At 39.0% G+C, this 25,663-nt stretch carries 27 protein-coding genes and 2 pseudogenes; 5 read left to right on the top strand and 24 right to left on the bottom strand.

All coding sequences use genetic code 11. The features are described from left to right. Positions 1–32: 32 nt before the first annotated feature. Positions 33–1,757, bottom strand: a complete 1,725-nt coding sequence (locus ACO6HM_RS07575; RefSeq protein ID WP_485390479.1) for a hypothetical protein — start codon at positions 1,755–1,757, stop codon at positions 33–35. 610 nt (positions 1,758–2,367) lie between these two features. Here ACO6HM_RS07575 and ACO6HM_RS07570 point away from each other — a divergent pair. From ACO6HM_RS07570 to arsS, 4 genes are all read left to right on the top strand, one after another. Continuing rightward, positions 2,368–2,655 (top strand): DUF4491 family protein, encoded by a 288-nt coding sequence (locus tag ACO6HM_RS07570; RefSeq protein ID WP_485390478.1) that lies wholly within the window; start codon positions 2,368–2,370, stop codon positions 2,653–2,655. Between the two features lie 111 nt (positions 2,656–2,766). Continuing rightward, positions 2,767–3,204 (top strand): C-GCAxxG-C-C family protein, encoded by a 438-nt coding sequence (locus tag ACO6HM_RS07565; protein ID WP_485390477.1) that lies wholly within the window; start codon positions 2,767–2,769, stop codon positions 3,202–3,204. 101 nt (positions 3,205–3,305) lie between these two features. After that, complete coding sequence (locus ACO6HM_RS07560) at positions 3,306–3,644, top strand: arsenosugar biosynthesis-associated peroxidase-like protein (protein WP_208428019.1); 339 nt, start codon at positions 3,306–3,308, stop codon at positions 3,642–3,644. A 203-nt stretch (positions 3,645–3,847) separates the two neighbouring features. Then, positions 3,848–4,813: an arsenosugar biosynthesis radical SAM (seleno)protein ArsS gene (gene arsS, locus ACO6HM_RS07555; protein ID WP_485390476.1), complete on the top strand. Its 966-nt coding sequence runs from the start codon at positions 3,848–3,850 to the stop codon at positions 4,811–4,813. 440 nt (positions 4,814–5,253) lie between these two features. Here arsS and ACO6HM_RS07550 read toward each other — a convergent pair whose 3' ends face one another. The 22 genes and pseudogenes from ACO6HM_RS07550 to ACO6HM_RS07445 all read right to left on the bottom strand — a co-directional run bounded on the left by ACO6HM_RS07550 (position 5,254) and on the right by ACO6HM_RS07445 (position 24,549). Further along, positions 5,254–6,675, bottom strand: a complete 1,422-nt coding sequence (locus tag ACO6HM_RS07550; RefSeq protein WP_485390475.1) for an MATE family efflux transporter — start codon at positions 6,673–6,675, stop codon at positions 5,254–5,256. A gap of 267 nt (positions 6,676–6,942) precedes the next feature. After that, a complete protein-coding gene (gene rplA / locus ACO6HM_RS07545; protein WP_208428015.1) occupies positions 6,943–7,638 on the bottom strand; it encodes a 50S ribosomal protein L1 in 696 nt (231 codons plus the stop codon). Positions 7,639–7,726: 88 nt separating this feature from the next. Then, positions 7,727–8,152 (bottom strand): 50S ribosomal protein L11, encoded by a 426-nt coding sequence (gene rplK / locus ACO6HM_RS07540; protein WP_208428014.1) that lies wholly within the window; start codon positions 8,150–8,152, stop codon positions 7,727–7,729. 13 nt (positions 8,153–8,165) lie between these two features. After that, positions 8,166–8,696: a transcription termination/antitermination protein NusG gene (gene nusG / locus ACO6HM_RS07535; RefSeq protein WP_485390474.1), complete on the bottom strand. Its 531-nt coding sequence runs from the start codon at positions 8,694–8,696 to the stop codon at positions 8,166–8,168. 20 nt (positions 8,697–8,716) lie between these two features. Next, positions 8,717–8,926 (bottom strand): preprotein translocase subunit SecE, encoded by a 210-nt coding sequence (secE, locus tag ACO6HM_RS07530; RefSeq protein ID WP_485379129.1) that lies wholly within the window; start codon positions 8,924–8,926, stop codon positions 8,717–8,719. Positions 8,927–8,952: 26 nt separating this feature from the next. Then, positions 8,953–9,102: a 50S ribosomal protein L33 gene (gene rpmG, locus ACO6HM_RS07525; RefSeq protein ID WP_023356034.1), complete on the bottom strand. Its 150-nt coding sequence runs from the start codon at positions 9,100–9,102 to the stop codon at positions 8,953–8,955. A 108-nt stretch (positions 9,103–9,210) separates the two neighbouring features. Then, positions 9,211–10,098 carry a DegV family protein gene (locus ACO6HM_RS07520; RefSeq protein WP_485390473.1) on the bottom strand — a complete coding sequence of 296 codons (888 nt, stop codon included), beginning with the start codon at positions 10,096–10,098 and terminating at the stop codon, positions 9,211–9,213. A gap of 14 nt (positions 10,099–10,112) precedes the next feature. Further along, a complete protein-coding gene (locus tag ACO6HM_RS07515) occupies positions 10,113–10,844 on the bottom strand; it encodes a leucine-rich repeat protein (RefSeq protein ID WP_485390472.1) in 732 nt (243 codons plus the stop codon). Between the two features lie 98 nt (positions 10,845–10,942). Next, complete coding sequence (locus ACO6HM_RS07510) at positions 10,943–11,821, bottom strand: methionyl aminopeptidase (RefSeq protein ID WP_485390471.1); 879 nt, start codon at positions 11,819–11,821, stop codon at positions 10,943–10,945. Positions 11,822–11,901: 80 nt separating this feature from the next. Further along, positions 11,902–13,674, bottom strand: a complete 1,773-nt coding sequence (locus ACO6HM_RS07505; RefSeq protein ID WP_485390470.1) for a Na/Pi cotransporter family protein — start codon at positions 13,672–13,674, stop codon at positions 11,902–11,904. Positions 13,675–13,809: 135 nt separating this feature from the next. After that, positions 13,810–14,493: a zinc metallopeptidase gene (locus ACO6HM_RS07500; protein ID WP_485390469.1), complete on the bottom strand. Its 684-nt coding sequence runs from the start codon at positions 14,491–14,493 to the stop codon at positions 13,810–13,812. A gap of 165 nt (positions 14,494–14,658) precedes the next feature. Then, positions 14,659–15,228, bottom strand: a complete 570-nt coding sequence (locus ACO6HM_RS07495) for a hypothetical protein (protein ID WP_485390468.1) — start codon at positions 15,226–15,228, stop codon at positions 14,659–14,661. A 45-nt stretch (positions 15,229–15,273) separates the two neighbouring features. Beyond that, positions 15,274–15,540 carry an ORF6N domain-containing protein gene (locus ACO6HM_RS07490; protein ID WP_485390467.1) on the bottom strand — a complete coding sequence of 89 codons (267 nt, stop codon included), beginning with the start codon at positions 15,538–15,540 and terminating at the stop codon, positions 15,274–15,276. 141 nt (positions 15,541–15,681) lie between these two features. Further along, positions 15,682–16,983 (bottom strand): ATP-binding protein, encoded by a 1,302-nt coding sequence (locus tag ACO6HM_RS07485; RefSeq protein ID WP_485390466.1) that lies wholly within the window; start codon positions 16,981–16,983, stop codon positions 15,682–15,684. Between the two features lie 333 nt (positions 16,984–17,316). Further along, entirely contained in the window at positions 17,317–17,451 is a 135-nt protein-coding gene (locus ACO6HM_RS07480; protein ID WP_485390465.1) for a hypothetical protein, read from the bottom strand. 19 nt (positions 17,452–17,470) lie between these two features. Then, a complete protein-coding gene (locus tag ACO6HM_RS07475) occupies positions 17,471–19,468 on the bottom strand; it encodes an ABC transporter permease (RefSeq protein WP_485390464.1) in 1,998 nt (665 codons plus the stop codon). Continuing rightward, positions 19,465–20,222, bottom strand: a pseudogene (locus ACO6HM_RS07470) (ABC transporter ATP-binding protein). Before ACO6HM_RS07470 ends, ACO6HM_RS07475 begins: the two are co-directional and overlap by 4 nt. Positions 20,223–20,361: 139 nt before the next feature. Continuing rightward, positions 20,362–21,378 carry a sensor histidine kinase gene (locus ACO6HM_RS07465; RefSeq protein WP_485390463.1) on the bottom strand — a complete coding sequence of 339 codons (1,017 nt, stop codon included), beginning with the start codon at positions 21,376–21,378 and terminating at the stop codon, positions 20,362–20,364. Beyond that, a complete protein-coding gene (locus ACO6HM_RS07460; protein ID WP_485390462.1) occupies positions 21,375–22,037 on the bottom strand; it encodes a response regulator transcription factor in 663 nt (220 codons plus the stop codon). Before ACO6HM_RS07460 ends, ACO6HM_RS07465 begins: the two co-directional genes overlap by 4 nt. A 69-nt stretch (positions 22,038–22,106) precedes the next feature. After that, positions 22,107–22,289, bottom strand: coding sequence for a hypothetical protein (locus tag ACO6HM_RS07455; RefSeq protein WP_485390461.1), 183 nt, complete (start codon positions 22,287–22,289; stop codon positions 22,107–22,109). Positions 22,290–22,315: 26 nt separating this feature from the next. Next, positions 22,316–23,410, bottom strand: coding sequence for an ankyrin repeat domain-containing protein (locus tag ACO6HM_RS07450; RefSeq protein ID WP_485390460.1), 1,095 nt, complete (start codon positions 23,408–23,410; stop codon positions 22,316–22,318). Between the two features lie 245 nt (positions 23,411–23,655). Then, positions 23,656–24,549, bottom strand: coding sequence for an ORF6N domain-containing protein (locus tag ACO6HM_RS07445; RefSeq protein WP_485390459.1), 894 nt, complete (start codon positions 24,547–24,549; stop codon positions 23,656–23,658). 271 nt (positions 24,550–24,820) lie between these two features. Here ACO6HM_RS07445 and ACO6HM_RS07440 point away from each other — a divergent pair. Beyond that, positions 24,821–25,233: pseudogene (locus tag ACO6HM_RS07440) on the top strand (IS4 family transposase); the annotation flags it as partial. Between the two features lie 161 nt (positions 25,234–25,394). On the opposite strand, the gene ACO6HM_RS07435 reads toward ACO6HM_RS07440, so the two are convergent. Beyond that, positions 25,395–25,663: GNAT family N-acetyltransferase (locus tag ACO6HM_RS07435; protein ID WP_485390458.1), on the bottom strand; the 269-nt coding region annotated here is incomplete at its 5' end.

Below are 25,663 nucleotides of genomic sequence, written 5' to 3'. Positions count from 1 at the left end.
ATTATAATTTAGTTTTTTGATTGGGAATCAAATTAGTTCTTCTTAGCGAAGGTAATCTTGAATCCGCTGTTAGCGCCTTCGTATGTAAGACCATACTCAGCATCTGCATTTATCTCAGCGCCTGTAAATGCCTTGTTAGATACGTTTACAGTGATTGTGAACTTACCTGTAGCTCCGTCAACCTTACCTACTTTGTAAGTAACGCCCTTTGGTAAAGCCTTAACAACTTTAACCTTTGGTGAACCACCCTTAGGATTTACAACCTTATCAACCTTAGCATTGATAGTGAAGGTTGCAGCAGTTCCTGTAGCAATCTGAATAGCTGCTGTAGTTGAACCACTAGCTGCTGTAACTGCAGCCTTTGCAGCGTCACCAGCTACAGTTGCGCCTTCGAATGTTACGTTCTGAGCAATGTTAGCAATATTGATGATAGCACCTGCAGATACGCCAGATCTGGTTGCAACACCATTCTTATCCTGCTTTGTACCTGAAAGTCTTAAGAAAAGCTTAGTCTTTCCTTCTGTCCAGGTATTAGCCTTCTCATCCTTTGAATACTTAAGGTTAGCCTTGGTAGGTTTCTTTACAGGATCCTTAGAAGCCTTAAGTACGCTCCACTTAAACTTAGATGTGTCACCTGTTGAAGGAACTAAAGCATACTCAATATCCTTGCTGCTTACGTTCTGAAGTAAAAGACCCTTTGTGATGTCATAAGCAAGAGTTGAGCTAACGATAACACCAGTCTTTCCATCAACGTTAATAGCTGCTCCTGTACCGGTAAATGCAGTACCAACATTCAATTTCTCAGCAGGCTTCTTAAGTGATACTCTACCAACCTTAGAAGCAATCTTCTTAGCATTAGCACCTGTTCTTACAAGTAAATCCTGATCCTTAGTGTCAACTAAACCAGTAAGCTCTGAAAGAGTAAGTCCCTTCTTACTTGTAGATAATTTCCAGTTTGCAGGAACTGCAGCAGCGCCAGCATCAACTAACTGCCATTCTACACCGTTTTTAACACTTGTAGTCTCTTTGGTTACATCTACCTTTGCAGCAGGAGCATTGCCCTGTGTAGCAATCTTTAACTTAGACTCTTTACTAGCCCAAGCTGTATCTGTTCCCTTAATTCTGAATGAAAGAGTTGATCCGCTCTGTCCAAGAGCTCTAAGTCTCTTATTAACAAGATCATCGGTAGGAGCTGTTCCACCAAGGAAAGCCTGGAATGTCTGCCAGCTGCCATCATTAAGCTTAACTTCAACTTTTTCAGCATCAGCCTTTAAATCTACTTCTGTCTCACCCTTTTTACCTTTAGTAGCAAAAAGATAACCGAAATCTCCACCTAAAGCGTGAGTAGGCTTTGTTCCCTTTACTGCGCTTGTACTAGCTACGAACTGAGCCTTGAAAGTGGTATCAGCAGCTTCAAGCTTTAATACCTTCCAAGTACTATCAGGAGTTGGAGTATCACCAACAGCGATGATTCCAGCTTTACCCTTAAGTGCGGCATATACATCTATCATATCAGATATATCCTGCACATTTGTTATCTTGTATTTAGCTGTATCGATTGTTACACTATCCTTGCCACCCTTTTTGTCTTCCTTAGCTATGCCCCAGAACTTAGCACCTGCAACAGTTGCAATTCCTTCAGCACCCTTGAAAGTAATTGCAGGAGCAGCCTTAGCTGTCTGTAAGTTAGCTACAGGCACCATACCTAATGCCATTGCTACAACGAGTGACTTTGCGATTGTTTTCTTGAAATTCATAATTCTAATAACCTCCTTATTATTGTCGGGACCTCATCCTATGTACGCTAAGACAGTCTCCCTAGTCGCCATCCCTGGCTGGTTAACATCATATCCTATGTACGCTAAGATAATCCGTATAACGTAGTTTATAGTTTTTTTGACTTACACATACTATATCGGAACGGGAGATAAAAAACTTAACACCTTTTTGAAACTTTTTTTATTTTTCTAAATAACCCCTCTCGGGAGCTTCCTATAAAGAGTGCTAAAGTCTTGTGTGCATTTAAATTTGTTGGTTTCAAATTAAATAACTAAATTGATGTCCCTATGCATTTTGTAACCACAACTATACTATACACCCATCACCACTTAAATGCAAGTCTTTTTTCCGTCTTTTATGTGTTCTATTCTAATCTACGCTTTCTGTGTTATCTTTTTCCATATAATAATACTCTTGACAAAATATCACCAAATAAACATACTGTTAATTTATTGGTTATTATGATATAATTTGAGCACTTAATGATTACGAGACGTCAGGTGAAGTGTTAGTTTAGTGCGAGTGATATCTAAGCACCTAGCGAAGTCGAGCCATCAATATATGTAAACTTAGTTTATGGAGGATAACATGAATTATTCAGGTCTAATTCTCGGTGTAGCTACTTTTTTGCTCATTGGAGTTTTTCACGTCATTGTAGTAAAGGGGGAGTATTATTTTTCAAAGAAAATCTGGCCTCTGTTCTTAGCTACAGGAATTACTTCTCTCTTCATCTCATTATTTATAAGTAGTCCTGTCATCAGTTCCCTGATTGCAGTCTTTGGTATTTCCTGTCTATGGAGTATAAGAGAACTCTTTGAGCAGGAGGATAGGGTTAAAAAAGGTTGGTTTCCAAAAAATCCTAAAAGAAGATACTAATATATATTTATTTACATTATAAATCCGCCTATTTATTGTGTTTGTTTATAGTAACAGACTTAATTCAAATATTATGATACAATATTACAAACTCATCTTTAAGGAGGGAATATGGAATTAACCAAAGAAGAGATTGTTAACTCCTTTATGGGCGGAGTTGACTGTTCCCAGATTATTATGGGAGAATGGGCAGACAGACTTGGTATGTCAAAGGAAGATGCCCTCAAGGTTGCTTCAACCTTTGGTGCAGGGCTTGGCATAGGCGAAACTTGCGGTGCCATCATAGGCGGAATGCTGGTGCTTGGTATGAAGTATGGCAATACAGGGGCGAATCAGCAAGAAGTTAAGGATAAGCTGGTTGCAAAAAGGGCTGAGTTCTTAGAGAAGTTTAAGAAGGCTCATAACCATTGCACCTGCCGAGATTTGCTAGGCTATGACTTTTCAAAGCCTGAGGATGTCCCTAAGATATTTGAGAGCGGCATTCTATTCGAAGCCTGTCCCCGCTTTGTCAGGACTGCCCTAGACATCTTGGATGAGATGGAAAACTAAAATCCATCATTCACAATAGTATATAGACCTCTTATTTGTAATATTTAAGAGGGCTTGATATTTAGTAAATGATGCGATCAAATTATTATCAGGAGGTTATTATGGAAACTTATTACAATCCGGAAGATTTAGCAAAGTTTGGCTCAGTTGCAGGTGAAACACCTACAACTCACGCTGGAGAGAAGTTCTTCGAGTACTACAATGCTGTATTTGCAGAAGGTGCTCTTACCGCAAGAGAAAAGTCTCTTATCGCACTTGCAGTAGCACATACAGTTCAGTGTCCATACTGTATAGACGCTTACACCAATGACTGCCTCAATAAAGGTGTGAATAAAGAGCAGATTATGGAAGCTATCCATGTAGCAGCTGCTATAAGAGGCGGTGCTTCCCTTGTACATGGTGTGCAGGCTAAGAATATCGTTGAGAAGCTCGAGTTCTAATTGGATACCATTTATGCTTTGAGCTTAGACACTGGGGTTTTTCTTATAAGATTTGCAAATTACGAACATTTTTGTTATGATGTTAAATGCGTTTGCTCTCTTATGACGTTTTAGCTTTAATAAGTAATCATAGTTCTGTCATAATAAGCCAAAGGCCTGTTATGACAGTTCTTTTTATATAGCATCAATTAAAGGAGATACCAATGGACGATATTATCCGTAGTTTTGCAGATATTACTTCTGTACCTGATTTCAAAGAAACCGTAGACAGGTCCTGTCTTCATACAGCTGATTCACTGGATGTACTCCAGATGAATATAGGAAGAAGGTGTAATCTTGCCTGCAAGCACTGCCACGTTCTAAGCAGTCCTGCAAGGACAGAGGAAATGTCAAAGGAGGTTATGGATGCTGCCCTTTCCTATGCTAAAGAGCAGAATATATCTACCATAGATATTACCGGTGGTGCTCCTGAAATGAATCCTAATCTTCGCTATCTTGTAGAAGAGGCTGCGAAATTTGCTAAAAAAGTAATAGTCCGCACTAATCTTGTGATACTTTTGGAGGAGGGATATACTGACCTGCCTGAGTTTTTTGCCAAAAACTGTGTTGAAATAGTCTGTTCCCTCCCTTATTACCGCGCTGCAGAGATGAATAGGGTAAGGGGAGATATGGCGTTTGAAAGAGCTATAACTGTTCTTAGGCGTCTCAATGAACTTGGTTACGGAAGGGATGAGAGACTTGTGCTTAATCTTGTCTACAATCCTGCGGGAGCCTTCTTTCCACCTGACCAGACAGCCATGGAAAAGGAGTATAAGGAGAGGCTTGATGCTGACTTTGGTATTAGTTTCAATTCCCTGTATACTCTCTATAACAATCCTTTAGGACGCTTTGGTGCCTTCCTCGCAAGGACACACAATCTTGAGAGCTACCTTAAGAAGCTGTATGAAGCCTTTAACCCTGAAGCTGCTAAGTCTATAATGTGCCGTTTTCAGCTATCTGTAGACTATGATGGGAAGGTATACGACTGTGACTTTAATCTTGCCGCTGGTCTTCCCTGCTTACAGCCTGAAAAGACAATATTTGATCTACTTGGAAAGCCTTACAAAAAGAGAACCATCCTGGTTGATAAACACTGTTATGCCTGTACTGCAGGGGCAGGCTCCAGCTGAGGCGGTTCACTCTAAAGTGGCGGTGCCACTTATCTATAGAGCTCATTTAGAGCTCTTTTTCATTTTTTCTAGATAAAACAACGATTAATTTGCAATTTTTCTAGAACTTTTATAAGTTAGGCATTAATCCTTGAAATGCACTCGTTTATTAATTATACTCTTGATAAGGAGCAATCCTAAACAAAAGATTTCGTTAAATCTATCAACCAAAAAACCGCACCCTTCAACCAGGTGCGGTTTTTATTTTTATTTGACAGGAAATTTCTCTGAAATTACCTGTCAAATAAAAATCTCTCCGAGGGATCGCACTGCGACGGATATGTAGATGTCGCTTATGCGACCCGCCACAGGCGGTGAATCCTGCGAAGCAGAATTCTTTCTTGATTTGGCTTTTCATTAAATCTTTACGAGTTGCCAAGCCTTATTAGAATACAGAATTTCTACATATTCGATATATCCACTATCTTTCCGCCTATTCTGGCTCTCTTTGCCCAGCGTCCTATCTTATATATGATGGCTGTGATGACGGCTCCCATCACCCATGAAATCACAAGAGAATAATATATGCTCCTTGGTTCTCCGGCAGGAAGAGCCGCACTCTTGGTAAGGTAAACCATTCCATAGGCAATTGGAAGTCTTATAACAGTTGTTGTAGCAAGCGCTACCCACATAGGAGTCATAGTATCTCCCGCTCCCCTGATGGTTCCTGAAAGTATCTGATTGATGGCGACTCCTATATAGCCTATTCCAAGTATACACATCATTTCATAACTCACTTCGATAACTTCTTCTGTATTGGTAAAGAGCCCCATCAGGAACTTTCCGAATATAAGTATCAGCCCTACTAAAACAACAGAGGTAGTCACTCCGATTTTAAGTCCGTCCCTGGTGCCTTTTCTAACTCTGTCTATCTTCATTGCTCCGACATTCTGTCCTACAAAGGTTGTCATTGCAGTACCAAAGGTGAAGTTTGGAAGCATAGCAAAGCCGTCTACCCTCATTACCACCGTAGATGCAGCTATAAATACTGTTCCGAAGGTATTGGTTAAATTCTGGACAAAGATTGCGGCTATCGCAAAGAGTGCCTGAGTAATACCAACAGGAAGCCCAAGCTTTACAAGATGTCTTGACAGTGTCCCATCTAGCTTAAAGGCCTGTCTGTCAAGGGTAAGCACATCCTTCATCTTAAGCATTCTCAGATAACAAAGAATGGCAGATATAATCTGTGAAATGATGGTGGCATAGGCTGCTCCTGCAACTCCCATTTCTAGTGGTCCTACAAAGATGATATCTAGAATGATGTTTACTACAGTGCATACTATGAGGTAGATAAGCGGCATGACTGAGTCGCCCATTCCCCTTAGAAGGCCTGATAAAATGTTATAGTAGCTGGTACCCATGATGCCTAGACAGCTAATCATTGTATAGCTTACTGCCATATCTAGTATTTGGTGAGGTGTCCCTAAAAGCTCTAAAAAAGGCCTTATATAGAGACTTCCTGCAATCATTATGAGGATACTGATGATGGCATTTAAGATGATGGCATTTCCAATGGTCTTTGAGAGCATTTCTCTATCCTTAGCCCCATAGTACTGAGATACAAGGATACCGGCTCCCATAGAAATGCCTATGAACAACACCATAAGAAGAAACACAAGAGCTCCGCTGGCACCTATTGCAGCCAATGCCCCATCACCTACGTACTTTCCAACTATAACAGAATCAACTGTACTATATAGCTGTTGGGCAAAATTCCCGATTAGGAGAGGGATGGAAAACTCTATAAGTCTCTTTGATGGACTGCCTTCGGTCATGTCTTTTGCGCCACCAAGTTTTTTAAATAAACTCTCTTTAATTCCCATGTCTGCCTCCGTTACTATTTTTCTGATAAGGTTATTTATATTACGTATTTACCGAATATCATTAAAAGTAAAATCCACTTCATTATAGCTTTATAACGGTCCTTGTTAATCACTGCAAAATCAGGCTTATAAATCCTGCTTTTGTTAGAGGGGAAGTCATAAGGACTTCCCCTCTAACAAAAGCAGCCTGTATATAAACAGGCTGCCATATATGCGCGATGTAAAGGATAAGGGCTTCTTACTGCCTAAATGTCAACTTTTAACTAATTAGCCTACCAATTTAGACGTATTTATCTTGATACCAGGGCCCATTGTAGAAGCGATGGTTACACTTCTTAAATACTGGCCCTTGGCTGAAGCCGGCTTTGCCTTTATTATAGCGCTCATAAGTGCTGTGAAATTATCTGCGAGCTGCTCTTTAGTAAAAGATGCCTTTCCAACCGGTACATGTACAATGTTGGCCTTATCAAGACGGTATTCAATCTTACCTGCCTTAATATCGTTAACGGCCTGAGTAACATCCATAGTTACTGTTCCTGCTTTAGGGTTTGGCATAAGTCCCTTAGGTCCGAGTACACGGCCAAGACGGCCAACAACACCCATCATGTCAGGAGTAGCTACAACTACATCAAAATCGAACCAACCTTCGTTCTGAATCTTTGGAATGAGTTCTTCGCCACCAACAAAATCTGCTCCTGCTGCCTGAGCCTCATCAAGCTTTGTACCCTTTGCGAATACAAGCACACGTACAGTCTTACCTGTTCCGTGAGGAAGCACTACAGCACCACGAATCTGCTGATCAGCGTGACGACCGTCTACACCGAGTCTGATATGTGCTTCGATGGTTTCATCGAATTTAGCCACAGCTGTCTTCTTTGCAAGTTCTACTGCTTCTTCTGTATCGTAAGCCTTAGTCTTTTCAACAAGCTTAGCTGCGTCCTGATATTTCTTTCCTCTTTTCATTATTAAAAACCTCCTGTGGTTATCTAACTGTTCGACTGCCATTTGCAGTCTCCCACTCACACTAAAATCAAATAATCACGACTAATAATTAGTCTTCTATAACAATACCCATACTTCTAGCTGTGCCGGCTATCATGCTCATAGCTGCCTCAATGCTTGATGCATTAAGGTCCGGCATCTTAAGCTCTGCAATCTTTCTTACCTCAGAAGAAGGAATCTTAGCTACCTTATTCTTGTTAGGTACGCCTGATGCAGTCTCAATCTTTGCCGCTTTCTTTAAAAGAACCGGTGCCGGAGGAGTCTTTGTAACAAAACTAAAGCTTCTGTCAGCATATACAGTAATGACTACAGGGATAATCATACCCTCATCCTTAGCTGTACGTGCGTTGAACTCCTTTGTAAACTGGACAATATTAACACCATGCTGTCCAAGTGCAGGTCCTACAGGAGGGGCTGGTGTAGCCTTCGCTGCAGGGATCTGTAATTTTATATAACCTTCGACCTTCTTAGCCATATCATAACCTCCGTTAAATCTTCTTGATATCTGTGAAACTAATTTCTACCGGCATATCTCTTCCCATAGAGTTGATATTTATGGTCACAAGTCTCTCATCAAGATCAACCTCGATAACTTCGCCTTCCTGATCCTTAAATGAACCTGTAACTATTCTAACCCAGTCACCAACCTCAATATCTGCTTCAACTGAAGTGCGGATTCCATTTAACATCTTATCCATTTCTTCAGCAGAAAGAGGAACAGGTTTAGATCCCGGACCTACAAAGCCTGTAACACCCCTTGTATTCCTGATAACATACCAGGTTTCATCATTCATTACCATGTTGATGAATACATAACCGGGATAAAGCTTTCTTGGTGTAGGTTTGCCCTTCTTACTGTCCTTACCACTTCTAATGATGGTAACTTCTTCAGTTGGCACGAGAACTTCTTTTATCTCGTCCTGTAATTCTCTGCTTTTGATAGTTGCTTCAATGTCATCTTTGACTGCATTCTCATATCCTGAGTAAGTATGTACCACGTACCAATTAGTTTCTGCCATATAATCACCTTTTTTTAATATTAAAGAACACCATTGATTAAATACTGGATGCCTAAGTCCAAAAGGGCTACAATGCCTCCGAGTACAATAGTAGTTGCTATTACGGCAACTGACTCTTTTGTAAGGGACTCTTTGCTTGGCCAGATTATCTTCTTAAACTCCGACTTGACTTCCTGAGCAAAACCGGTCTTAACCGCACTCTCAGTTGTCTTATTCGCCTTTTCTCCCATTCTACATTCCTTTCAACTTAACACAATTACTTTGTTTCTTTGTGTAAAGTATGTCTCTTGCAGAATCTGCAATACTTCTTTGTTTCCATTCTTTCCGGATGAAGTTTCTTTTCCTTCATCGTATTGTAGTTACGCTGTTTACACTCTGTACATGCCAGTGTGATTTTAACTCGCATTAATTTCACCTCCGCTTTAAAATTACCTTGTTTTTAGGCATAAAAAAAAGACCTCTTTCATCTCGCTATATCAATATAGCACAGAAAAGGCGAGTAGTCAATATTTTTTTACTCGCCTCTCTCTTTACCCCAGAAAAACAACGCAACAGTGCCAGGGCCTGTATGACTGCCAATTGTAGTTCCTATATTGTTAATGAGAATTTTATTCTTGATTTTCTTAAATCTATCTTCAATAAGCAATGCCACCCTCTGTGCATCATCAATACAGGCAGACATTGACAGATAACATTTGTCTGAGTAGTCTGTTCCATCGTCTGCAAGCTTTTCCATCATTTCAACCATCCTACTATAGACTCTCTTTTTTGTTCTTACCTTCTCGTATGGCTTAAGTTTGCCTTCTCTGTTCACATAAAGCAGTGGACAGATGCCAAGCACATTGCCTATAAACCCTTCTGCCTTTGATATCCTGCCTCCTCTTACATAGTAGGTAAGATCTGTAGAGAAGAACCAATGGTTTAGCCTAAGCCTGTTCTCTATGGCAAAGTCCCTTACTTCTTCTATAGTCCTACCCTCATCTTTAATGTCTGCAAGTTTGTCCATAAGCAGTCCATAGCCTGAACTTGCTGCGAGGCTGTCCACTATAAATATCTTTCTATCCGGATATTTTTCACTTAGCTCATCCTTTGCAAGCATTGCAGAATTATAAGTCCCTGAGATGCCCGAAGATAGGGTGAGGTGCAAAATGTCCTTGCCCTCTTTTAGAAATTCTTCAAAATAATTCTCATATTCTTCAACATTTACCTGAGAGGTAGATGTCATCTTTCCTGCCGCCATTTCTTTATAAAACTTATCTATAGACATACTTCCATCATCCAGGTACTCTACGCCATCAAGACTAAAATGAAAAGGAATAGTTTTAATATTCCTCTTCTCATAGTGAGATGCGGATAAATCAGCAGTCGAACAGCAGCTTAATATAAAATCGTTCACTATCATCTCCTAACCAGGTATTACTTCTTAATCACCCTAATTTCCTTAACCCTGACTCCCTTGTTCTTAAACAGCTTCCTATATGAGGAAAGTGATTTTTTAGGCACTTCTATAATCATCTTTTTGCTTACATTCTTAAATATATTCTTTCCTGCTTTTTTAAGCTTAGTTGTCCTTATAACAAACCTGTCAAACTTAACCGCATCCTTAAAGGCATCATTGCCTATTTTAACAATGTCTGCATAAATAACAATCTTCCTAAGCCTTTCCATATAGGAAAATCCGTCCTCCTCTATGGAAGTAACTGTCATTTCATTACCTTTGAATTTTATCTTCTTAGGGATGAAAACTGTCGTTGCCCTGTCATTTACAACTCCTGAGACTCCTACATAGACCTTTCCGTTTTTTATCTCTGTAACTGTGTAAAATACTCCACCAACAGAGAATTCATCATCCGCTTCTATTTCTGTGATTTCCTCATCATCTCCATCATTGATACCACTCTGGGTAGAAACTGCAGGAGATGTCGATATGGCAGGAGAAGTTGTGGTTATGGCAGAATGTGTAGCATTTATAGCATCAGGGCTTGTTGCTTCTACCGCCCCTTCGCTAACTATAGCTTCTGCCACTATTATTCTTGCTTTTGTTTCATTAGCTTTCACTGTCTCAGCCGTTAACCCCTGCAAAAAAGCAAAGGAGAAAACCATAGATAATACAGCAAAAACTGCCTTTTCTTTAATTTTAATTTTCATTTTATTCCTTTTCATTATACATGTAACTGTGAATTAAATAAGAACCTTACTACAACACTTTGCACGGGTAAAATGTGTACAAACCGCTATGCATATAACTACGATGCTAAAATCTCATACCCATCTTCCGTAACAGCAACTGTAACTTCCCACTGTGCTGAGTAGGAGCCGTCTTCGGTATATACTGTCCACTCATTTGACTCATCTATAAATATTTCCGCCCTGCCCTCATTTATCATAGGTTCTATGGTAAATACCATGCCTGGCGCAAGCACATAGCCTGTATTCTTTTTACTTACATAGCTTACCCAAGGGTCTTCGTGGAACTCCAGCCCTACGCCATGACCGCCTATCTCACGTACAACTGAGTACCCGTGTGCCTTGGCAAAGTCATTGATTGCCTGTCCCACATCGCCTAGGCAGTTCCAAGGCTTTACCACAGACAGGCCTACATCTATAGCCTCTCTTGCTACCTTTACCAGCTCTTTATCCTCAGGGAGGACATCTCCTATAAGGAACATCCTTGAAGCATCTGCGTAATAGCCCTTATATATGGTAGTTACATCTACATTTACTATGTCTCCGTCTTCCAATATGTCCTCTGCGGAAGGGATACCGTGGCAAACCTGATCATTAATAGAGGTGCATACACTCTTTGGGAAGCCCTCATAGTTAAGAGGAGCCGCTATTCCACCCAGCCTTGCAGTTGCTTCTACAACTATAGAATTGATTTCTTCGGTGCTCATTCCCATTTTGATTTTTGATGCAACCTCATCAAGTATTGCATTGTTTACCTTGCCCGCCTCTCTGATTCCTTCTATCTGAGCTGCATTTTTAATCATCTTATGTGTAGGTATTTTATGTCCTGCACTCTTTAATTCAGCCAGCTTTTCATCAAATTGCTGATGACAGTGCTTATATTTATTGCCACTTCCACACCAGCAATCATCATTCCTGCCTATTTTATCAAAAAACATTTCTCTACCTTCGTTCTATTATTAGCCATTTCTAACCGACCTTTTAAGAATATACTCTTTTCAGTATTAAAGTCAAGTCATTAAGACATAAATTCATCAGAAAGTCTGTATTTATTGTTGTATGCCTCGTATCTTGCTGTAAATGCTTCACTTTTGCTGCTCTTTAGCTCATTTAAGTAGCCGTGAGTCTCAAAAGAAGAGGTCTTACTTTGAATAATGCAAACCGCAATATTGGAACAGTGGTCTGAAACCCTCTCGCAGTTAGAGATTATATCAGTAAGATATATACCAAGTTCAGCGCTGCATTTGCCTGCCTGAAGTCTCTTGATATGTCTGTCTTTCATTTCTCTAGTAATTCCGTCAATGACCTGTTCAAGAGGTTCTATCTCGCCCGCCTTATTCTCATCATCCTTTGCAAAGCATTCTACAGTCATATCAAGGATTTCCGAAAGCGCCCCATGAAGCACCTTAAAGTCATCAAGAGCATAGTCTGAGAAGTTCAGTTCTTTTTCTTTAAGCTCCTTCGCTATCTTGTTAAGGTTTATGGCATGGTCGCCTATTCTCTCAAAGTCATTGATGCAGTGGAGCATTTCAAATATGGTATTACCTTCCACATCATTTACTTCTTTTGACGAAAGCTTGATAAGGAAGGACCCAATCTCGTCTTCAAGATAATCAAGGGTAGCCTCAGCCTTTTTGATTTCTTCGCTCTTCTTGTTGCTAAAATTCTCAAAGTTTTCAAGTGTTCTATTTATATTCGCACTTGCAAGGCGGCTCATTTCCTTCACCTTACTTCTTGCCTGTGAGATAGCAAGTCCGGGAGAAAGTAAAAGTCTTTCATCGAAAAGCACTTCCTTCTCAGCTTCCTTCTCTGCACCCTCATCCTTAACCACAGCATAGGCAATTTTTAGGAGTACCTTATTAAACGGCAGGAGTATGCAGGTTGTAAATATATTAAAACTTGTATGGAAGATAGCTATTGCAATTATGCTAATCGGCTTGTCAAAAATGGTAAGCTGAACAAAGTATCTAAGCAAGAAGTATATCACAAGACATACTACCGTTCCGATTATATTAAAGCTTATGTGGACTATGGCCACTCTCTTTGCATCTCTTTTTACTCCGATGGATGAAAGGAGAGATGTCACGCAGGTACCGATATTTTCACCCATGATAATAGGAATGGCCATACCAAAGGTAATGGAGCCTGTAAGTGAAAGCGCCTGAAGTACACCGACCGAAGCCGCTGAGGACTGGATGATACCCGTAAACACAGCACCGATTAACACACCTATGATAGGATTGTTAAATGCTGTAAGCACACTTGTAAATTCCGGCATTTTCGCAAGAGGAGACATAGAATCACTCATCATGCCCATTCCATGCATAAGGAGGGCAAAGCCGATAAGAACCGTGCCCAAGTTTTTCTTTTTCTGCGACTTGCAAGCCATCATCATAAATGCGCCAACAAACGCCATTATAGGCGAGAAGTTAGCAGGCTTTAATAATGATATGAAAAAGTTATCCGTCTGTATGCTGTTTAGGGAAAGCAGCCATGATGTAGCAGTCTTGCCGACATTCGCACCAAATATAACGAAGATGGTCTGTGAAAGTGTTATGATTCCTGAGTTTACAAGTCCGACCAGCATAACGGTGAGTGCTGATGATGACTGCAGGGCAACTGTAATTGCAACTCCTAAGAATAAACTCATGTACACATTTGAGGTAAGCTTCCTAAGGCTTGTCTCAAGCTTTCCTCCCGCCACCTTTTCAAGGCTTCCCGAGAGCACGTTCATACCAAAAAGGAAGAATGCAAGTCCGCCTAACAGCGAAAATACGGAATAAATAGTCATTTCTTTCTCCTCTAGCCACTATATAAATGTTTACCATCTATTAGAATAACAAATTTTCATGAATAAATACAGAGGTATTTAAAATTTTACAAAGATGTGTATATTTTTTTCGAGGCGTTATTCATCCACAAACTATTATCTCCTTCTTCCGCCTCTGGTAAGCATTATAAGCCTTAATAGCTGCAAAATGGATGAAAGCAGGGCTGCAACGTAAGTCAAGGCTGCCGCTCTTAAGACCTTACCTGCGTCACTTAACTCACTGCCAGCTAATATGTTCTGTTCTTCAAGAGCAATCATTGCCCTTCTTGATGCGTCAAACTCAACAGGTAGGGTAATGAGCTGAAATAAAACCACAAAAGTAAACAATATAACACCTATCTGCGCAAGCCCCATATAGCCCATTGCAAGACCTATTAAAATGAGTGGCCAGGAAAGCATAGAGCCTATATTTGCTACAGGTACTGATACTGACCTAAGTTTAAGGGGTGCATATCCCTCTTTGTCTTGAATAGCATGGCCACATTCGTGTGCTGCCACACCAAGTGCCGCTACTGAAGTAGAACCGTAGACACTCTCAGAAAGTCTAAGAACCTTCTCATTTGGAGAATAGTGGTCGGTAAGGCTTCCCGGAATATACTGAACACTTACATCATTTATCCCCGCATTGCGAAGAATCATCATAGCACAATCTGCCCCTGTCATCCCTCTACTGTTTGAAACCTGACTGTATTTCCTATATGTGCTCTTTAAGTAAAAAGATGCAATCATAGTAAGAATTACGCCTATAAACAATGGGATATCTGTATAAAACCAATACATAAAATTTCCTCCTGGTACAATTATTCTCACTTCAATCAGGCAGACTCTGTCACAGTTTTTTACTTTGACAGGTAACAGCCTTAGCTAAAGATGAATATAATTATAATGGATTATGATGTTTATGGCAATGGGGGTTAATTTTGTAAAGTTTTAACAAGGTAATATTTAATCTTTTATAAATGAATGTTTTATTTCAGAAAGCTCCTTTATCTTTCTTTCAAATACCACTTCACTCATACCGTTTTGGGTAGCAATCTCATAATATTTATTAAATTCAGGGTGATTATTTTCTTTTACAACGGCTAAGAGCTCTGCAAAATATCCCCAGACATTATTATAGCTTTTTGTCGAAGTATAATCTTCCCTTTTAGGCATCCACTTTAGCTTTATAAAGTATTTATATAGTATCTTACTCCAGGTTTCTACATCGTCATCATAGCAAAAAAACTTTGTTTCAAACAAACTGCCAAAGCGTCTGTCCCAATATTTTACATCGTCAGGCAAATACCAGGTATCACGAGGATTACGGCATATCAATTCTATTGTAAGCATCTCAAGTATTGAAGCAGGATCTCCACCTATACAGCCATAACTTCCGGCAACTGAGGTTTTCGCCCCTTCTTCTTTTAGCTCTTCATAAGCTGTGCTGCTATCAAGTAATAATAAGGCAATTTTAGCCCTATCTCCAAATGCTTTTCCTTCGCTTAATAATTTGTACTTATTAAAATCTTTCATACAGCCTCCTTTAATTTATGTAACTACTCCCTAATATATTGTCTACTATACTTTAGCTAAAAGGCTTTTCGTCAGTTCTTCTACTTCCAGATTCGTAATTTCCTGTTCTGTAAAAACACAAGGAAGATATCTTCTACCACCTGAAGCATTTTCATTTTTTGAGGTGACATTTTGGCACCTCAAAATCTCATATTCTTCTTTTGACAACTGAAAACAGAAATCTTCTGGAAATCTTTCAGCATTCCTATTTCTCTGCCTATTTAAATATTTAGTTTCTACCTGATACAGCATAGCAAGGTCACTGTCAATCATTACCTGCCTACCCCACCTGCCCTCTCTTGTGGCTAATATGATTTTTCAATAAAATCATAGAAGTCAGCTCCGTTTTTGCGTTGCTCAGTGGCGCATTGCGAAGCACCTAAGCCTATGAGCAACGCAAAAAGGTAGGAGCGGTTACACACTCAGAGCATTTTTATCAAGCAGAAATTGCTCAACACCAACATACTGTATACCATTTTCATCTATCCAGGGTTTGATGTAGTCTCTTGTTATTACTATCTTCTTAAACGAATCCGGGATTCGAATCAACGACTCTATTTCATGCTTCCTCTTTTCAGGTTCGGCAACAGATAATGCTGATTGGATGTAATAACGCTCATCTCCTCGATTGACAACAAAATCAACTTCAAGCTGTTTTCGCAATTTCTTTCCTTCAGGCGTTTTGATGTTTTGCTCCACGACACCTACATCTACATCATATCCTCTTCTAATCAAATCTAGATAAAGTACATTTTCCATAATATGGGTTTCTTCCTGTTGCCTGAACCCCAGTCTCGCATTCCGCAAACCTACATCGGTATAGTAATATTTCAGCGGAGTCTGCATATATCTCTTTCCCTTTACATCATATCTATTAGCTCGATAGATAAGGAATGCATCTACAAAATAATCAAGATATTTGTCAATAGTTGCGGAACTGATTTTGATCTGTTTTTCGCTCAAAAAGGTCTTTGAAAGTTTAGTCGGATTTGTAAGTGAGCCCACAGCAGATGCAGTAATGTTTAACAAATCCTCTAACACCGCTGTATCGTTCTGTATATTGTATCTTTCAACAACATCTTTTATATATGTTCTTTTGAACAGATTTCTCAAATATTGACTTTTTTCTTCATGTGACGGTAGGGAGGATACGATAGGCATGCCCCCATATGTGTAGTAATCCACCCAGGCATCACGCTCATTCCCTTCATACATCTCATGAAACTCTGTAAAGGATAGTGGATAAACACGTATTTCATCTCCACGGTCGCGAAACTGAGTTAAAACATCACTTGAAAGCATCTTTGAGTTGCTGCCGGTAATATAGACATCCGCATTTTTTATTTTTATTAGCCCTAGCACTACATCCACAAAGGTAAGCTTTGCATCACGACTTTCAACATATGGGTTTTGAATTTCCGACACAAACTGTATTTCATCAATCAAAATGTAGTATTGCTTACTTTTATCAGTTATCTGTTCTCTGATATATTTGTCTAATTCCATGGGATTTCTGTATTTAGCATTTCTAAACTCATCGAGAGCAAGTGTAATTATCTGATTGGCAGCAATTCCTTCTTCTTGAAGATAACGTGTAAACAATTCAAACAAAAGATAAGACTTCCCGCATCTTCTGATTCCTGTAATAATCTTTACTCTTCCATTATGCATTTTGGATATCAACTTTTGCATATATTCAAGTCTGCTAAATTCCATATCATTTCACCTATTAAGATTTTTTTGCGGATTCCGCATTTATTTTTTGTACTGATTATAACCAAATTTCAGCTTTTTATCAAGAGTAACTCGAAAAATTTTTGCGGACTCCGCAATTATGTTTTAATAAAAAAGCCTTATATGGTGTTTATATCAGCCCTTCTTAGTAATCAATACTACCGTCTCCACATGTATAAAATTAGAATTTGTATCGCCACATTCATAAAAACCTCCCACCTAAAATATGGGAGGTTTGCTTACAAGAATATATTTACCTTTACAGTACAGTTTTTTGAATCAGTACTACATTTTACACTTAGTCTTAAATTGTTCTCAGTGTTTTTTCTTTTTACGTATCACACTGACAACTGTTATAACTATAATCACAGCAGCCACTACTCCGATTACAGGCAGCCAGGTATCAACAATACTATGAAATACACCATTCATATTAACATTTTCAAACATCTTTATACCTCCGTTTCTTTTACTCTGTCACCATACGTTTAGCTGACAGATAGGTTGCAAGGAAATATCCTCCGTAAATAATAAGGAACATAATCACAGTTAATCCTATATTGGTTGAAATATGGATATTCATAAATTTTTCTACAACAGTCATCGCCTTTTCTGTAAGAAAAACAGAGTAGATGCCTGCAACCATCAAAGGAAGAGCAAAAAATACCGCTGTTTGTACAAAAATGGCTCTACTTATATCTCCTTTTGCCGCTCCTAATTTTTGCAACAGCCCATAACGGCTGACATTGTCGGTCGTCTCTGTAAGCTGTTTTAATGCAAGTAGAGCTGCGCAGATTAAAAGAAAGATTATACCAAGATAGCAGCATAAGAAGCTCATCAACGCATTGGTTCCGTAATACATTTCATACATTATGTTCTTTTCTGCGTATCTATATCCGTGTGTTTTATCCAGTCCAATTGGTATCATTTTTTTCAGTACTTCATTGGAGTTTACATCAGGCTTATACCGTACCAAAAGTGCATTCATGTCTTTCTTAAGGCCATTAGCAATCTTATCAGGAATGATTAATGTCCCCCTGTCATTGTTACCAATACTAGTCATGATAAATGTATCCTGCATCACTTCATCAGAAGCCCTATGTAATACCTCTCCATTTATCGTGACTTCCGGATGCATCTTTAGTGCGGTATCTATATAGGCATAAGTCCCTTTATAATTGCAGTTTATCAGATATTGATCTTCCTTTAACGTGAGTGGCTTCTTCCCATGCATTTTAAGTGCTTTGTTGACATCCGATAAGGCAAATGCATCAATCTTTTGTTCGGGAAGCTCTTCATCAATTTGCCAAAGCTCCAACCTCTGACCATTAAAATACTCTCCATAGGTAAGGTCAGTCTCATACGAGCTAATCTGCTCCATCTTCTCGGCGTATTTATCCAGTCCGGCTCCTTTTTTTGCAAGATATGCTGCAATGTCCCCATCTCCGTCTACAGAAATATTTGAAACCACATTTAGGTCATAAGGAGCCGCTTCCTTGGCTAACTGATTCATTGTAAGCGCTGTACTTGCACCGATTGACACTGTACAAATGGTAACGGTGAGAAGTCCGCATACAATAGTAACAATTAGATAATTTGTGCGGATTTTGCTTGCAATCTGCTGCACAAGAAATGTATTTAAGCCCTTCAGATAAAAAGCCCTATTAGCTTTTGAGAGCCTTATCAAAACTGTGGACAAGGTGAAAAACAAAAGGAAGGTTCCCACAGTTAAACTTGAGACCGCAATTTGAAAAGAGAAATTCTCCTTCGTCGGCAATATCCCATTCTTATTAAACAAAATGGCAGAAGCTCCAATACCTATTATGGAAAGTATAAACAAGCAGGCTGTAAGTACCGGCTTTCCTGACTTCATCATTTCATTTTTTCTGTCTGCCCTTATCAGGTCAATCAACTCTACATTTGTAACCGACCAGACATTAAAGAGCAGTACAATCAGGAAGATAATTGCAAAACATAAGGCAGTCATAAAAAGTGCCTTTGCAGAAAATACAACCTGAAATTTGTCCAATTCTACTGCAAAGAGCCTTAGTGCTGCCAGCGAAACTCCCTGTGAGATGGCAAAGCCCAAAACCAATCCCACTGCAAGTGCAATACTTCCAATACATAGAGTTTCGCCCGCAAACAGTCTTGAGATCTGTCCCTTCTTCATCCCAAGCAACATGTAAAGGCCCAATTCCTTTTTACGTCTTTTTAATAGGAATTGATTTGCATAAATAATTAAAAACGCCAGCACCACAGCAATCACAATCGAAAGTGCAGATATCAGTATAACCAGCTGTTCATATAAGACCTTTCTGGTGACACCAAGATTAGAAAGTGCCGGCTGAGCAGATATCGAGTTAAACGCGTAAAAGAGGCTTACCGAGAACATCAGCGTTAAAAAATAAATAAAATATTCCCTTACGTTCTTGTGAACATTTCGAAAAATCAGCTTTAGTGAAATCATTTTTCACCTCCCAGTACTGACACCACTTCAAGTATCTTTGCAAAAAACTCTTTGCGGGTATCCTCGCCACGATGCAGTTCATTAAAAACCTTACCGTCCTTGATAAAAAGTATGCGTTTACAATAGCTCGCTGAAAAAGCGTCATGAGTTACCATTAGAATGGTGGCATCCAGTTGTTCGTTAAGCTCGGTTAACATAGTCAACAACATCCTTGAAGAGTTCGTATCCAGTGCCCCTGTCGGCTCATCTGCCAGTACTATAGCGGGATTTGTCACTATTGCCCTCGCCGCTGCTACACGTTGCTGCTGGCCTCCTGACATCTGATAAGGATACTTTTCTAACACTTCTTGAATATTCAGTGCCTTTGCAACCTGTAATACTCTCTCGTTAATGTCCACTGACTTCATACCCGCTATAGACAGTGCAAGTGAAATATTTTCATAAGCAGTCAGCGTATCTAAAAGATTAAAATCCTGAAATATAAATCCCAGTTTTTTCCCTCGAAACTCCGACAGCATAGCTCCATGAAGTTCTGTAATATCCTTCCCCTCTATGTAAATATGTCCGCTTGTGACAGTGTCTATAGTAGATATACAGTTTAGCAATGTAGTTTTCCTGAGCCTGAAGCTCCCATAATCCCTAGGAATTCTCCCTTTTTCACGGACAAAGAAATGTGATCAATAGCCTTAGTCAAATTTCCCTTGTTGCCATAAAATTTTTGGATATCATCTACCTGTAATATTGTATTTTCCATTTGTCTTACTCCTTTCTCAAAGGCCCTTTGTTTTTGTACCTTTATTCTACTTTAATACATCTGACTATGCCATTAAGTTAGATTACATTTACCTTACAAAAATGTAATCTAAAGATATAATAATAAAAGAAGCAGGAATCTACACCCCCGCCTCTTTCAAGTAGCTTTCAGTAGGAAAATCCATCGTTATGGTAGTCCCTCTCCCAGACGTACTGGAAGCAGAAAGCCCGATATTCATTTTTTCACACATTTTTTTACAAAGATATAAGCCAATGCCTGTTGACTTTGAATAGCGGCGTCCATTTTCACCCGTAAATCCCTTATCAAATATCCTAGGTAAATCAGCTTCCGATATCCCAATTCCATTGTCCGAGACCAAAAGCAGCACTCTGTTTTTTTCAGCTCTACCTGTAAATGTGATTTGCAGTCCATCTTTTCGATACTTGATTGCATTGGAAATCATCTGCCCGATGATAAAAGTACAACTCTTGATATCTGCTGTAACAGGAATATCAAGCCCTTCCATAACCGGCTTTCCACCCGCCTGTATCAGTGGTTTGGAGTATGACTTCAGCGCTGCTACAGTTATTGCCTGTAAGGAAGTTTTCTCTACCTTAAAGTCTTTCTCCACATCAGTACTACGAGCGTAATACAAAGCCTGTTCCACGTAGTTTTCAATCTTACCTATTTCATCATTGATGCGCAGTGTCGTTGGATTCTTTTCATTTTCAATCATAAGACGTGCTGACGTAATCGGTGTCTTAATCTCATGTACCCAGGACTCAATGTACTCTCTATATTCTCTGGTATCCTGTCTGGCAGCGGCTATCCTGTCATTTTGATATTTATTGCAGCGGTGCAACACCTCTATCAGAAGCTGTCCCTCTAAAAATCCAGGATGTGAGAGGAGTTCTCCTAGAAGCGTCTTTTCTTCCATCTGCTCTAACATTTTCAAAAGCAGCTTATAGTATCCACTCTTGCGGATAAAATCATAGACAAGTGATGTCACATACGCTGTAGCAAAAACCACTTCTGCAAACAGAACAAAGACTGTAGCTGTTCCAATTAGCCAAAGAAGGGCAAAGAGCAGAACCATAGATACAAACATACACATCAAAGAGAAAATACGGTCCTTTAGATATTCTGACATCCTCATATGCAATACCCCAGTCCGCGCTTTGTTTTCAGATAATCAGGCAGGCCTATCTCTGCAAGTGTTTTTCTCAAGCGCACAATATTTACATTCAGGGTATTTTCGTCAATAAACTCCTCACTCTGCCATAGCTCATCAATGATGGCATCACGTGGAATGATATTCCCCTTATTCATCATAAGCATCCGTAAAATCCCCATTTCATTTTTGGTAAGTGCTTTACTCTGCCCTTTGTAGCTTATTTCAGCTTTAAGTACGTTTAAGGTCAGTCCCTTGTAGGTAATTATAACATTGTCCTGCACATCATATGTTCTCTTCAGAAGTTTTTGTATTCGTGCCAGAAGAACCTGTGCATTATATGGCTTTGATATATAATCGTCAGCTCCAGTGTTTAGACTCATCAGTTCGTCAAAGTCGTTGTTTCTGCTGGTGAGAACAATGATGGGAAGCGTTGATTTCTGTCTTATTTCTCTGCATACCTGGAAGCCGTCCTGATAGGGTAGATTGATGTCAAGGAGGATTAAGTCTGCCCCTGAGGAAAGCGCCACTTCTGAGATATGGCGAAAATCGTTACTGCTGCTACACTCATATCCATATTTTTGAAGAAGCTCGATTAGTTCCTCCCTGATTGTCATCTCATCTTCTATAATAAATATTTTCACTCTTTTTACTTCCTTTTTGTACTCAATATTTATACTTGCTTTATCTGCTATTTCACTTTTAAGAACTGGCTAAAGTGTTGCAGCCGGATCACCACCTATACAGCCATAACTTCCGGCAACTGAGGTTTGCGCTCCTTCGTCTTTTAGCTCTTCATAAGCTGTGCTGCTATATAGTAATAATAAGGCAATTTTAGCCCTATCACCAAATACTTTCCCTTTGCTTAATAATTTGTACTTATTAAAATCTTTCATAGCTGGTCTCCTTTAATTCATTTTCTTTAAGTATTCATATCTCCATTCAAGTATGCCAAAACATATTTTCCCATATTCATATAAAACTCTTCCCAAGGGGCAAGGGGAGTAAAAGTCTCATGTTCCTCGTCAATAGCGCAAATCATTTGTTTATCATGGTGCCAAACTATATCGACAGCACTGTAATTATCAACTTCTGCCACCAATGACAGCACTTTTTTCCTTTTCCATTTCGTTTCTACGGTGTCATGGTAAGAGTAAAAACGAATAAATTTGCAATACTTGTCACCGACAATTTTTATCTTGAGTTTGTCTCCTTTAAGAAATTCGACCAGACTATTCGGCAATTTATACTTTTTTAGCACAGTATCCTTGCTTTCAATACTGTGTAAATCTCTTGTTTCGTATTTTGCTAAAAGCTCTATCATTTCTCTGTTATCATTTTTAACAGCGATGGAATACGGTCTTTCTCCGCGCTTGTTTTCTATGCTTATGTCAGCTCCATACTTTACAAGCAAACGGACAATTTCAAGATTATTGCACAGCGCGGCTTTTATGATAGGTGTGCTTGTATCGGAGAAAACCGAGTCTGCTTTGTGATAATTTACATCTGCTCCCTTTTCTAAGAAAAGTCTCACCGTTTCAATATCATTATTAAAAGCTGAATATCTTAACATAAGCCCGCCGTATTTAGAGATGGTGATGCCAAGACTCTCCAAAGCCTCTATGTTTTCTGCCTTATTATCTCCCCAAAAAATCGTTTTCAATAGTTCGGCTTTTTTCTCTTCGTCCATACTTTCCAAATCATTTTTAAACATAAGAACTGTTTCGGCATCGCAACACCTTAGAGCAATTTCAATCGGCTTAGGGTGGAATTTACCTTTGTACGAAGCATTGTTTTCATATAAGTATTTGATTATATCCTTTTTGTTTAAGTACAGCGCCATTTCTAACGGAGTAAATGATTCGGTATATTTTCCCTTTATTTTAATAATCTTGTTTATTTTTTTACCAAGCAGTTTTTTCAATGCTTCTAAATCGTTGTTATAGATTGCTATAATTTCCGAGTCCAATTCAGATGCATCAAAAGTTCCAAAATGTGCTATTTTATATGTTTCCATAAAATCCTCCATTTTCCCCCTTAGTTCATTTACAATATGATGTCAGTTAGGTCTTGCCTATTTTGATGTCCCTTTATGTAGGCGGTTCATCCATTTTGAATTTTCAACCTACGACCTTCAATTATGTCTTTTAATTCTGATTTTTATCTTACTAAGTGACGCTCCTACCTTTTTGCATTGCTCATAGGCTTAGCTGCTTCGCAATGCGCCTCTGAGCAACGCAAAAACGGAGCTGATGCCCGATATTATCGCACCTTACCTAAAAGACTGTCTATCAAGTCCTGCTCTTCTAACTTCGTAATTCCAAAACTTTTCTTCCCTGCATCCTTAATAGATGCTCCTACATGGTAAACCTCTTTTCTGTCTATGATAATAAATCTGTCATGGAAATCTTTACTTATTTTAACTGCCAGCTTCGGATACTGTGAGTTAAGCTTAGCAACGTCTTTATCAGTAAGGTTTCCATTCCCAGATGTTACAATTAACACGTTTACTCCATCTTTCTTCTTACTCAATATGTTAAGAGTATTTACATCAACATAGTTGTCTATCAGTATGAGCTCTTTTTCTGCCTTTTCTACAATTTCCACCATTAGGCTGAAAGCATCATATATCTGACCGTTGAAAAAGATTTTCTGTTTCACCTCTTTTGTTGTGGCTATGTAGTCAAAGACTTCTTCCAACTTTTTATCTGTTTCCAATTGCTTTAACTCAACTCTATCAAGACGAGCAAACATTTCATTATTTGATATAAGAAACTTACGCATTTCTACAAAAGCTCTCATTATATTTATACTTGCTTTAGCTGCTACTTCACTTTTAAGAACTGACGAAAGCATTGCAATTCCCTGTTCTGTAAAAACATAAGGAAGATATCTTCTACCACCTGAACCATTTTCTTTTTTTGAGGTGACATTTTGGCACTTCAAAATCTCATATTCTTCTTTTGACAACTGAAAACAGAAATCTTCTGGAAATCTTTCAGCATTCCTATTTCTCTGCCTATTTAAATATTTAGTTTCTACCTGATACAGCCTAGCAAGGTCACTGTCAAGCATTACCTGCCTACCCCTAAAGGTATAAATCATACTCTGTATTTCTTTATTATCTTCTATGACAAGATTTTTATCTTCTGCCATAAATATCTCCATATTTTAACTTGAAGTCGCAATTTGCGACCTCAAATCTGATAAAATAACTTAACCATCATCCAGACTGTTCTTATCCACTTCTGTCTGAATCCCTTCTACCCCATCCTTCTCTACCGAAGCAATAAGCTGTTCAGTACAGGCAAGCCTCTCACTGGCACTATCTCTTTCTGGAGCTTTTTTGTCAAATAAACATGCACTGCCGTTTAAAATATCTACTATTATAGAGCATAAAACGGCATACCGCAATGACATTTCGGCAAAAGATATAAATATCAAAGATATCTATTCCCGGAACAAAAAGCGCCGTGGCAAATCAAAGTATCTGCTTTCTGTCTGTGTTATGGTAGGAAAGGAGAATGCCATAGCTTATCCTATGATGCACTAACAGCCCACATAGCTATTGTGCTTACCAGATATATGTTAATTGCAATGGAGCAACGTCAAAATGAAAATCAGAGAACCCTTGGCGAGTTGTTCTTCTTCCTTGTCGATGAAATAGCAGACATTACTTTCAGCAGATCACTTGGCATTCTGATGAATACCTTGATGACAAGCCTTCAGGTGATCTTGAAGCAAAACGATGAGCAATTGACTGCTTTTACTACTGATTTTGAAGCAAGACTACCTGAATATCTGCGTATTTCGCTCCATCCAGAGGCTGCAGTGGCATAAAGAAAGCACTGTAAAGTTTTATAGAAAAGGTATATCTGCTAATATTCAGCCAGATATAAAATAAGCACAGAAAAAGCACATAGCTGAAAGATTTTCAGGTCTTAAAGTTATGAGCTTTGTTTTCACACTATTCGATAATTTAAACAAACTTGGATTTACCTCTACAAACGATATATCATCAGTCCATCGATAATACCACACTTTTGAAATCCATATTTTTCAGCTATCCGAATACTACTTTTTTGTTCAGGTACACATTCAATCACTACCTGTTTACCTGAGTTTCTAGCTTTTGCTATCATACCTGATGTCAAGCATGTTGCAATCCCCAGCCCCCAAAAGGAAGGTTCTAAAACCCATCCAATCTCGACACTCTCTGAATCGTAATCATGATAAATCACATATCCGATAAAGTCGTTATCTTTTTCAA

This window comes from Catonella sp. (assembly GCF_057250765.1).
This window is presented reverse-complemented; position numbering and strand designations above follow the sequence as displayed.

Coding starts and splice junctions, on each gene's coding strand:
- ACO6HM_RS07575 (WP_485390479.1), bottom strand. CDS start 1,757: ATGAATTTCAAGAAAACAATCGCAAAGTCACTCGTTGTAGCAATGGCA.
- ACO6HM_RS07570 (WP_485390478.1), top strand. CDS start 2,368: ATGAATTATTCAGGTCTAATTCTCGGTGTAGCTACTTTTTTGCTCATT.
- ACO6HM_RS07565 (WP_485390477.1), top strand. CDS start 2,767: ATGGAATTAACCAAAGAAGAGATTGTTAACTCCTTTATGGGCGGAGTT.
- ACO6HM_RS07560 (WP_208428019.1), top strand. CDS start 3,306: ATGGAAACTTATTACAATCCGGAAGATTTAGCAAAGTTTGGCTCAGTT.
- arsS (WP_485390476.1), top strand. CDS start 3,848: ATGGACGATATTATCCGTAGTTTTGCAGATATTACTTCTGTACCTGAT.
- ACO6HM_RS07550 (WP_485390475.1), bottom strand. CDS start 6,675: ATGGGAATTAAAGAGAGTTTATTTAAAAAACTTGGTGGCGCAAAAGAC.
- rplA (WP_208428015.1), bottom strand. CDS start 7,638: ATGAAAAGAGGAAAGAAATATCAGGACGCAGCTAAGCTTGTTGAAAAG.
- rplK (WP_208428014.1), bottom strand. CDS start 8,152: ATGGCTAAGAAGGTCGAAGGTTATATAAAATTACAGATCCCTGCAGCG.
- nusG (WP_485390474.1), bottom strand. CDS start 8,696: ATGGCAGAAACTAATTGGTACGTGGTACATACTTACTCAGGATATGAG.
- secE (WP_485379129.1), bottom strand. CDS start 8,926: ATGGGAGAAAAGGCGAATAAGACAACTGAGAGTGCGGTTAAGACCGGT.
- rpmG (WP_023356034.1), bottom strand. CDS start 9,102: ATGCGAGTTAAAATCACACTGGCATGTACAGAGTGTAAACAGCGTAAC.
- ACO6HM_RS07520 (WP_485390473.1), bottom strand. CDS start 10,098: ATGATAGTGAACGATTTTATATTAAGCTGCTGTTCGACTGCTGATTTA.
- ACO6HM_RS07515 (WP_485390472.1), bottom strand. CDS start 10,844: ATGAAAATTAAAATTAAAGAAAAGGCAGTTTTTGCTGTATTATCTATG.
- ACO6HM_RS07510 (WP_485390471.1), bottom strand. CDS start 11,821: ATGTTTTTTGATAAAATAGGCAGGAATGATGATTGCTGGTGTGGAAGT.
- ACO6HM_RS07505 (WP_485390470.1), bottom strand. CDS start 13,674: ATGACTATTTATTCCGTATTTTCGCTGTTAGGCGGACTTGCATTCTTC.
- ACO6HM_RS07500 (WP_485390469.1), bottom strand. CDS start 14,493: ATGTATTGGTTTTATACAGATATCCCATTGTTTATAGGCGTAATTCTT.
- ACO6HM_RS07495 (WP_485390468.1), bottom strand. CDS start 15,228: ATGAAAGATTTTAATAAGTACAAATTATTAAGCGAAGGAAAAGCATTT.
- ACO6HM_RS07490 (WP_485390467.1), bottom strand. CDS start 15,540: ATGATTGACAGTGACCTTGCTATGCTGTATCAGGTAGAAACTAAATAT.
- ACO6HM_RS07485 (WP_485390466.1), bottom strand. CDS start 16,983: ATGGAATTTAGCAGACTTGAATATATGCAAAAGTTGATATCCAAAATG.
- ACO6HM_RS07480 (WP_485390465.1), bottom strand. CDS start 17,451: ATGTTTGAAAATGTTAATATGAATGGTGTATTTCATAGTATTGTTGAT.
- ACO6HM_RS07475 (WP_485390464.1), bottom strand. CDS start 19,468: ATGATTTCACTAAAGCTGATTTTTCGAAATGTTCACAAGAACGTAAGG.
- ACO6HM_RS07465 (WP_485390463.1), bottom strand. CDS start 21,378: ATGAGGATGTCAGAATATCTAAAGGACCGTATTTTCTCTTTGATGTGT.
- ACO6HM_RS07455 (WP_485390461.1), bottom strand. CDS start 22,289: ATGAAAGATTTTAATAAGTACAAATTATTAAGCAAAGGGAAAGTATTT.
- ACO6HM_RS07450 (WP_485390460.1), bottom strand. CDS start 23,410: ATGGAAACATATAAAATAGCACATTTTGGAACTTTTGATGCATCTGAA.
- ACO6HM_RS07445 (WP_485390459.1), bottom strand. CDS start 24,549: ATGGCAGAAGATAAAAATCTTGTCATAGAAGATAATAAAGAAATACAG.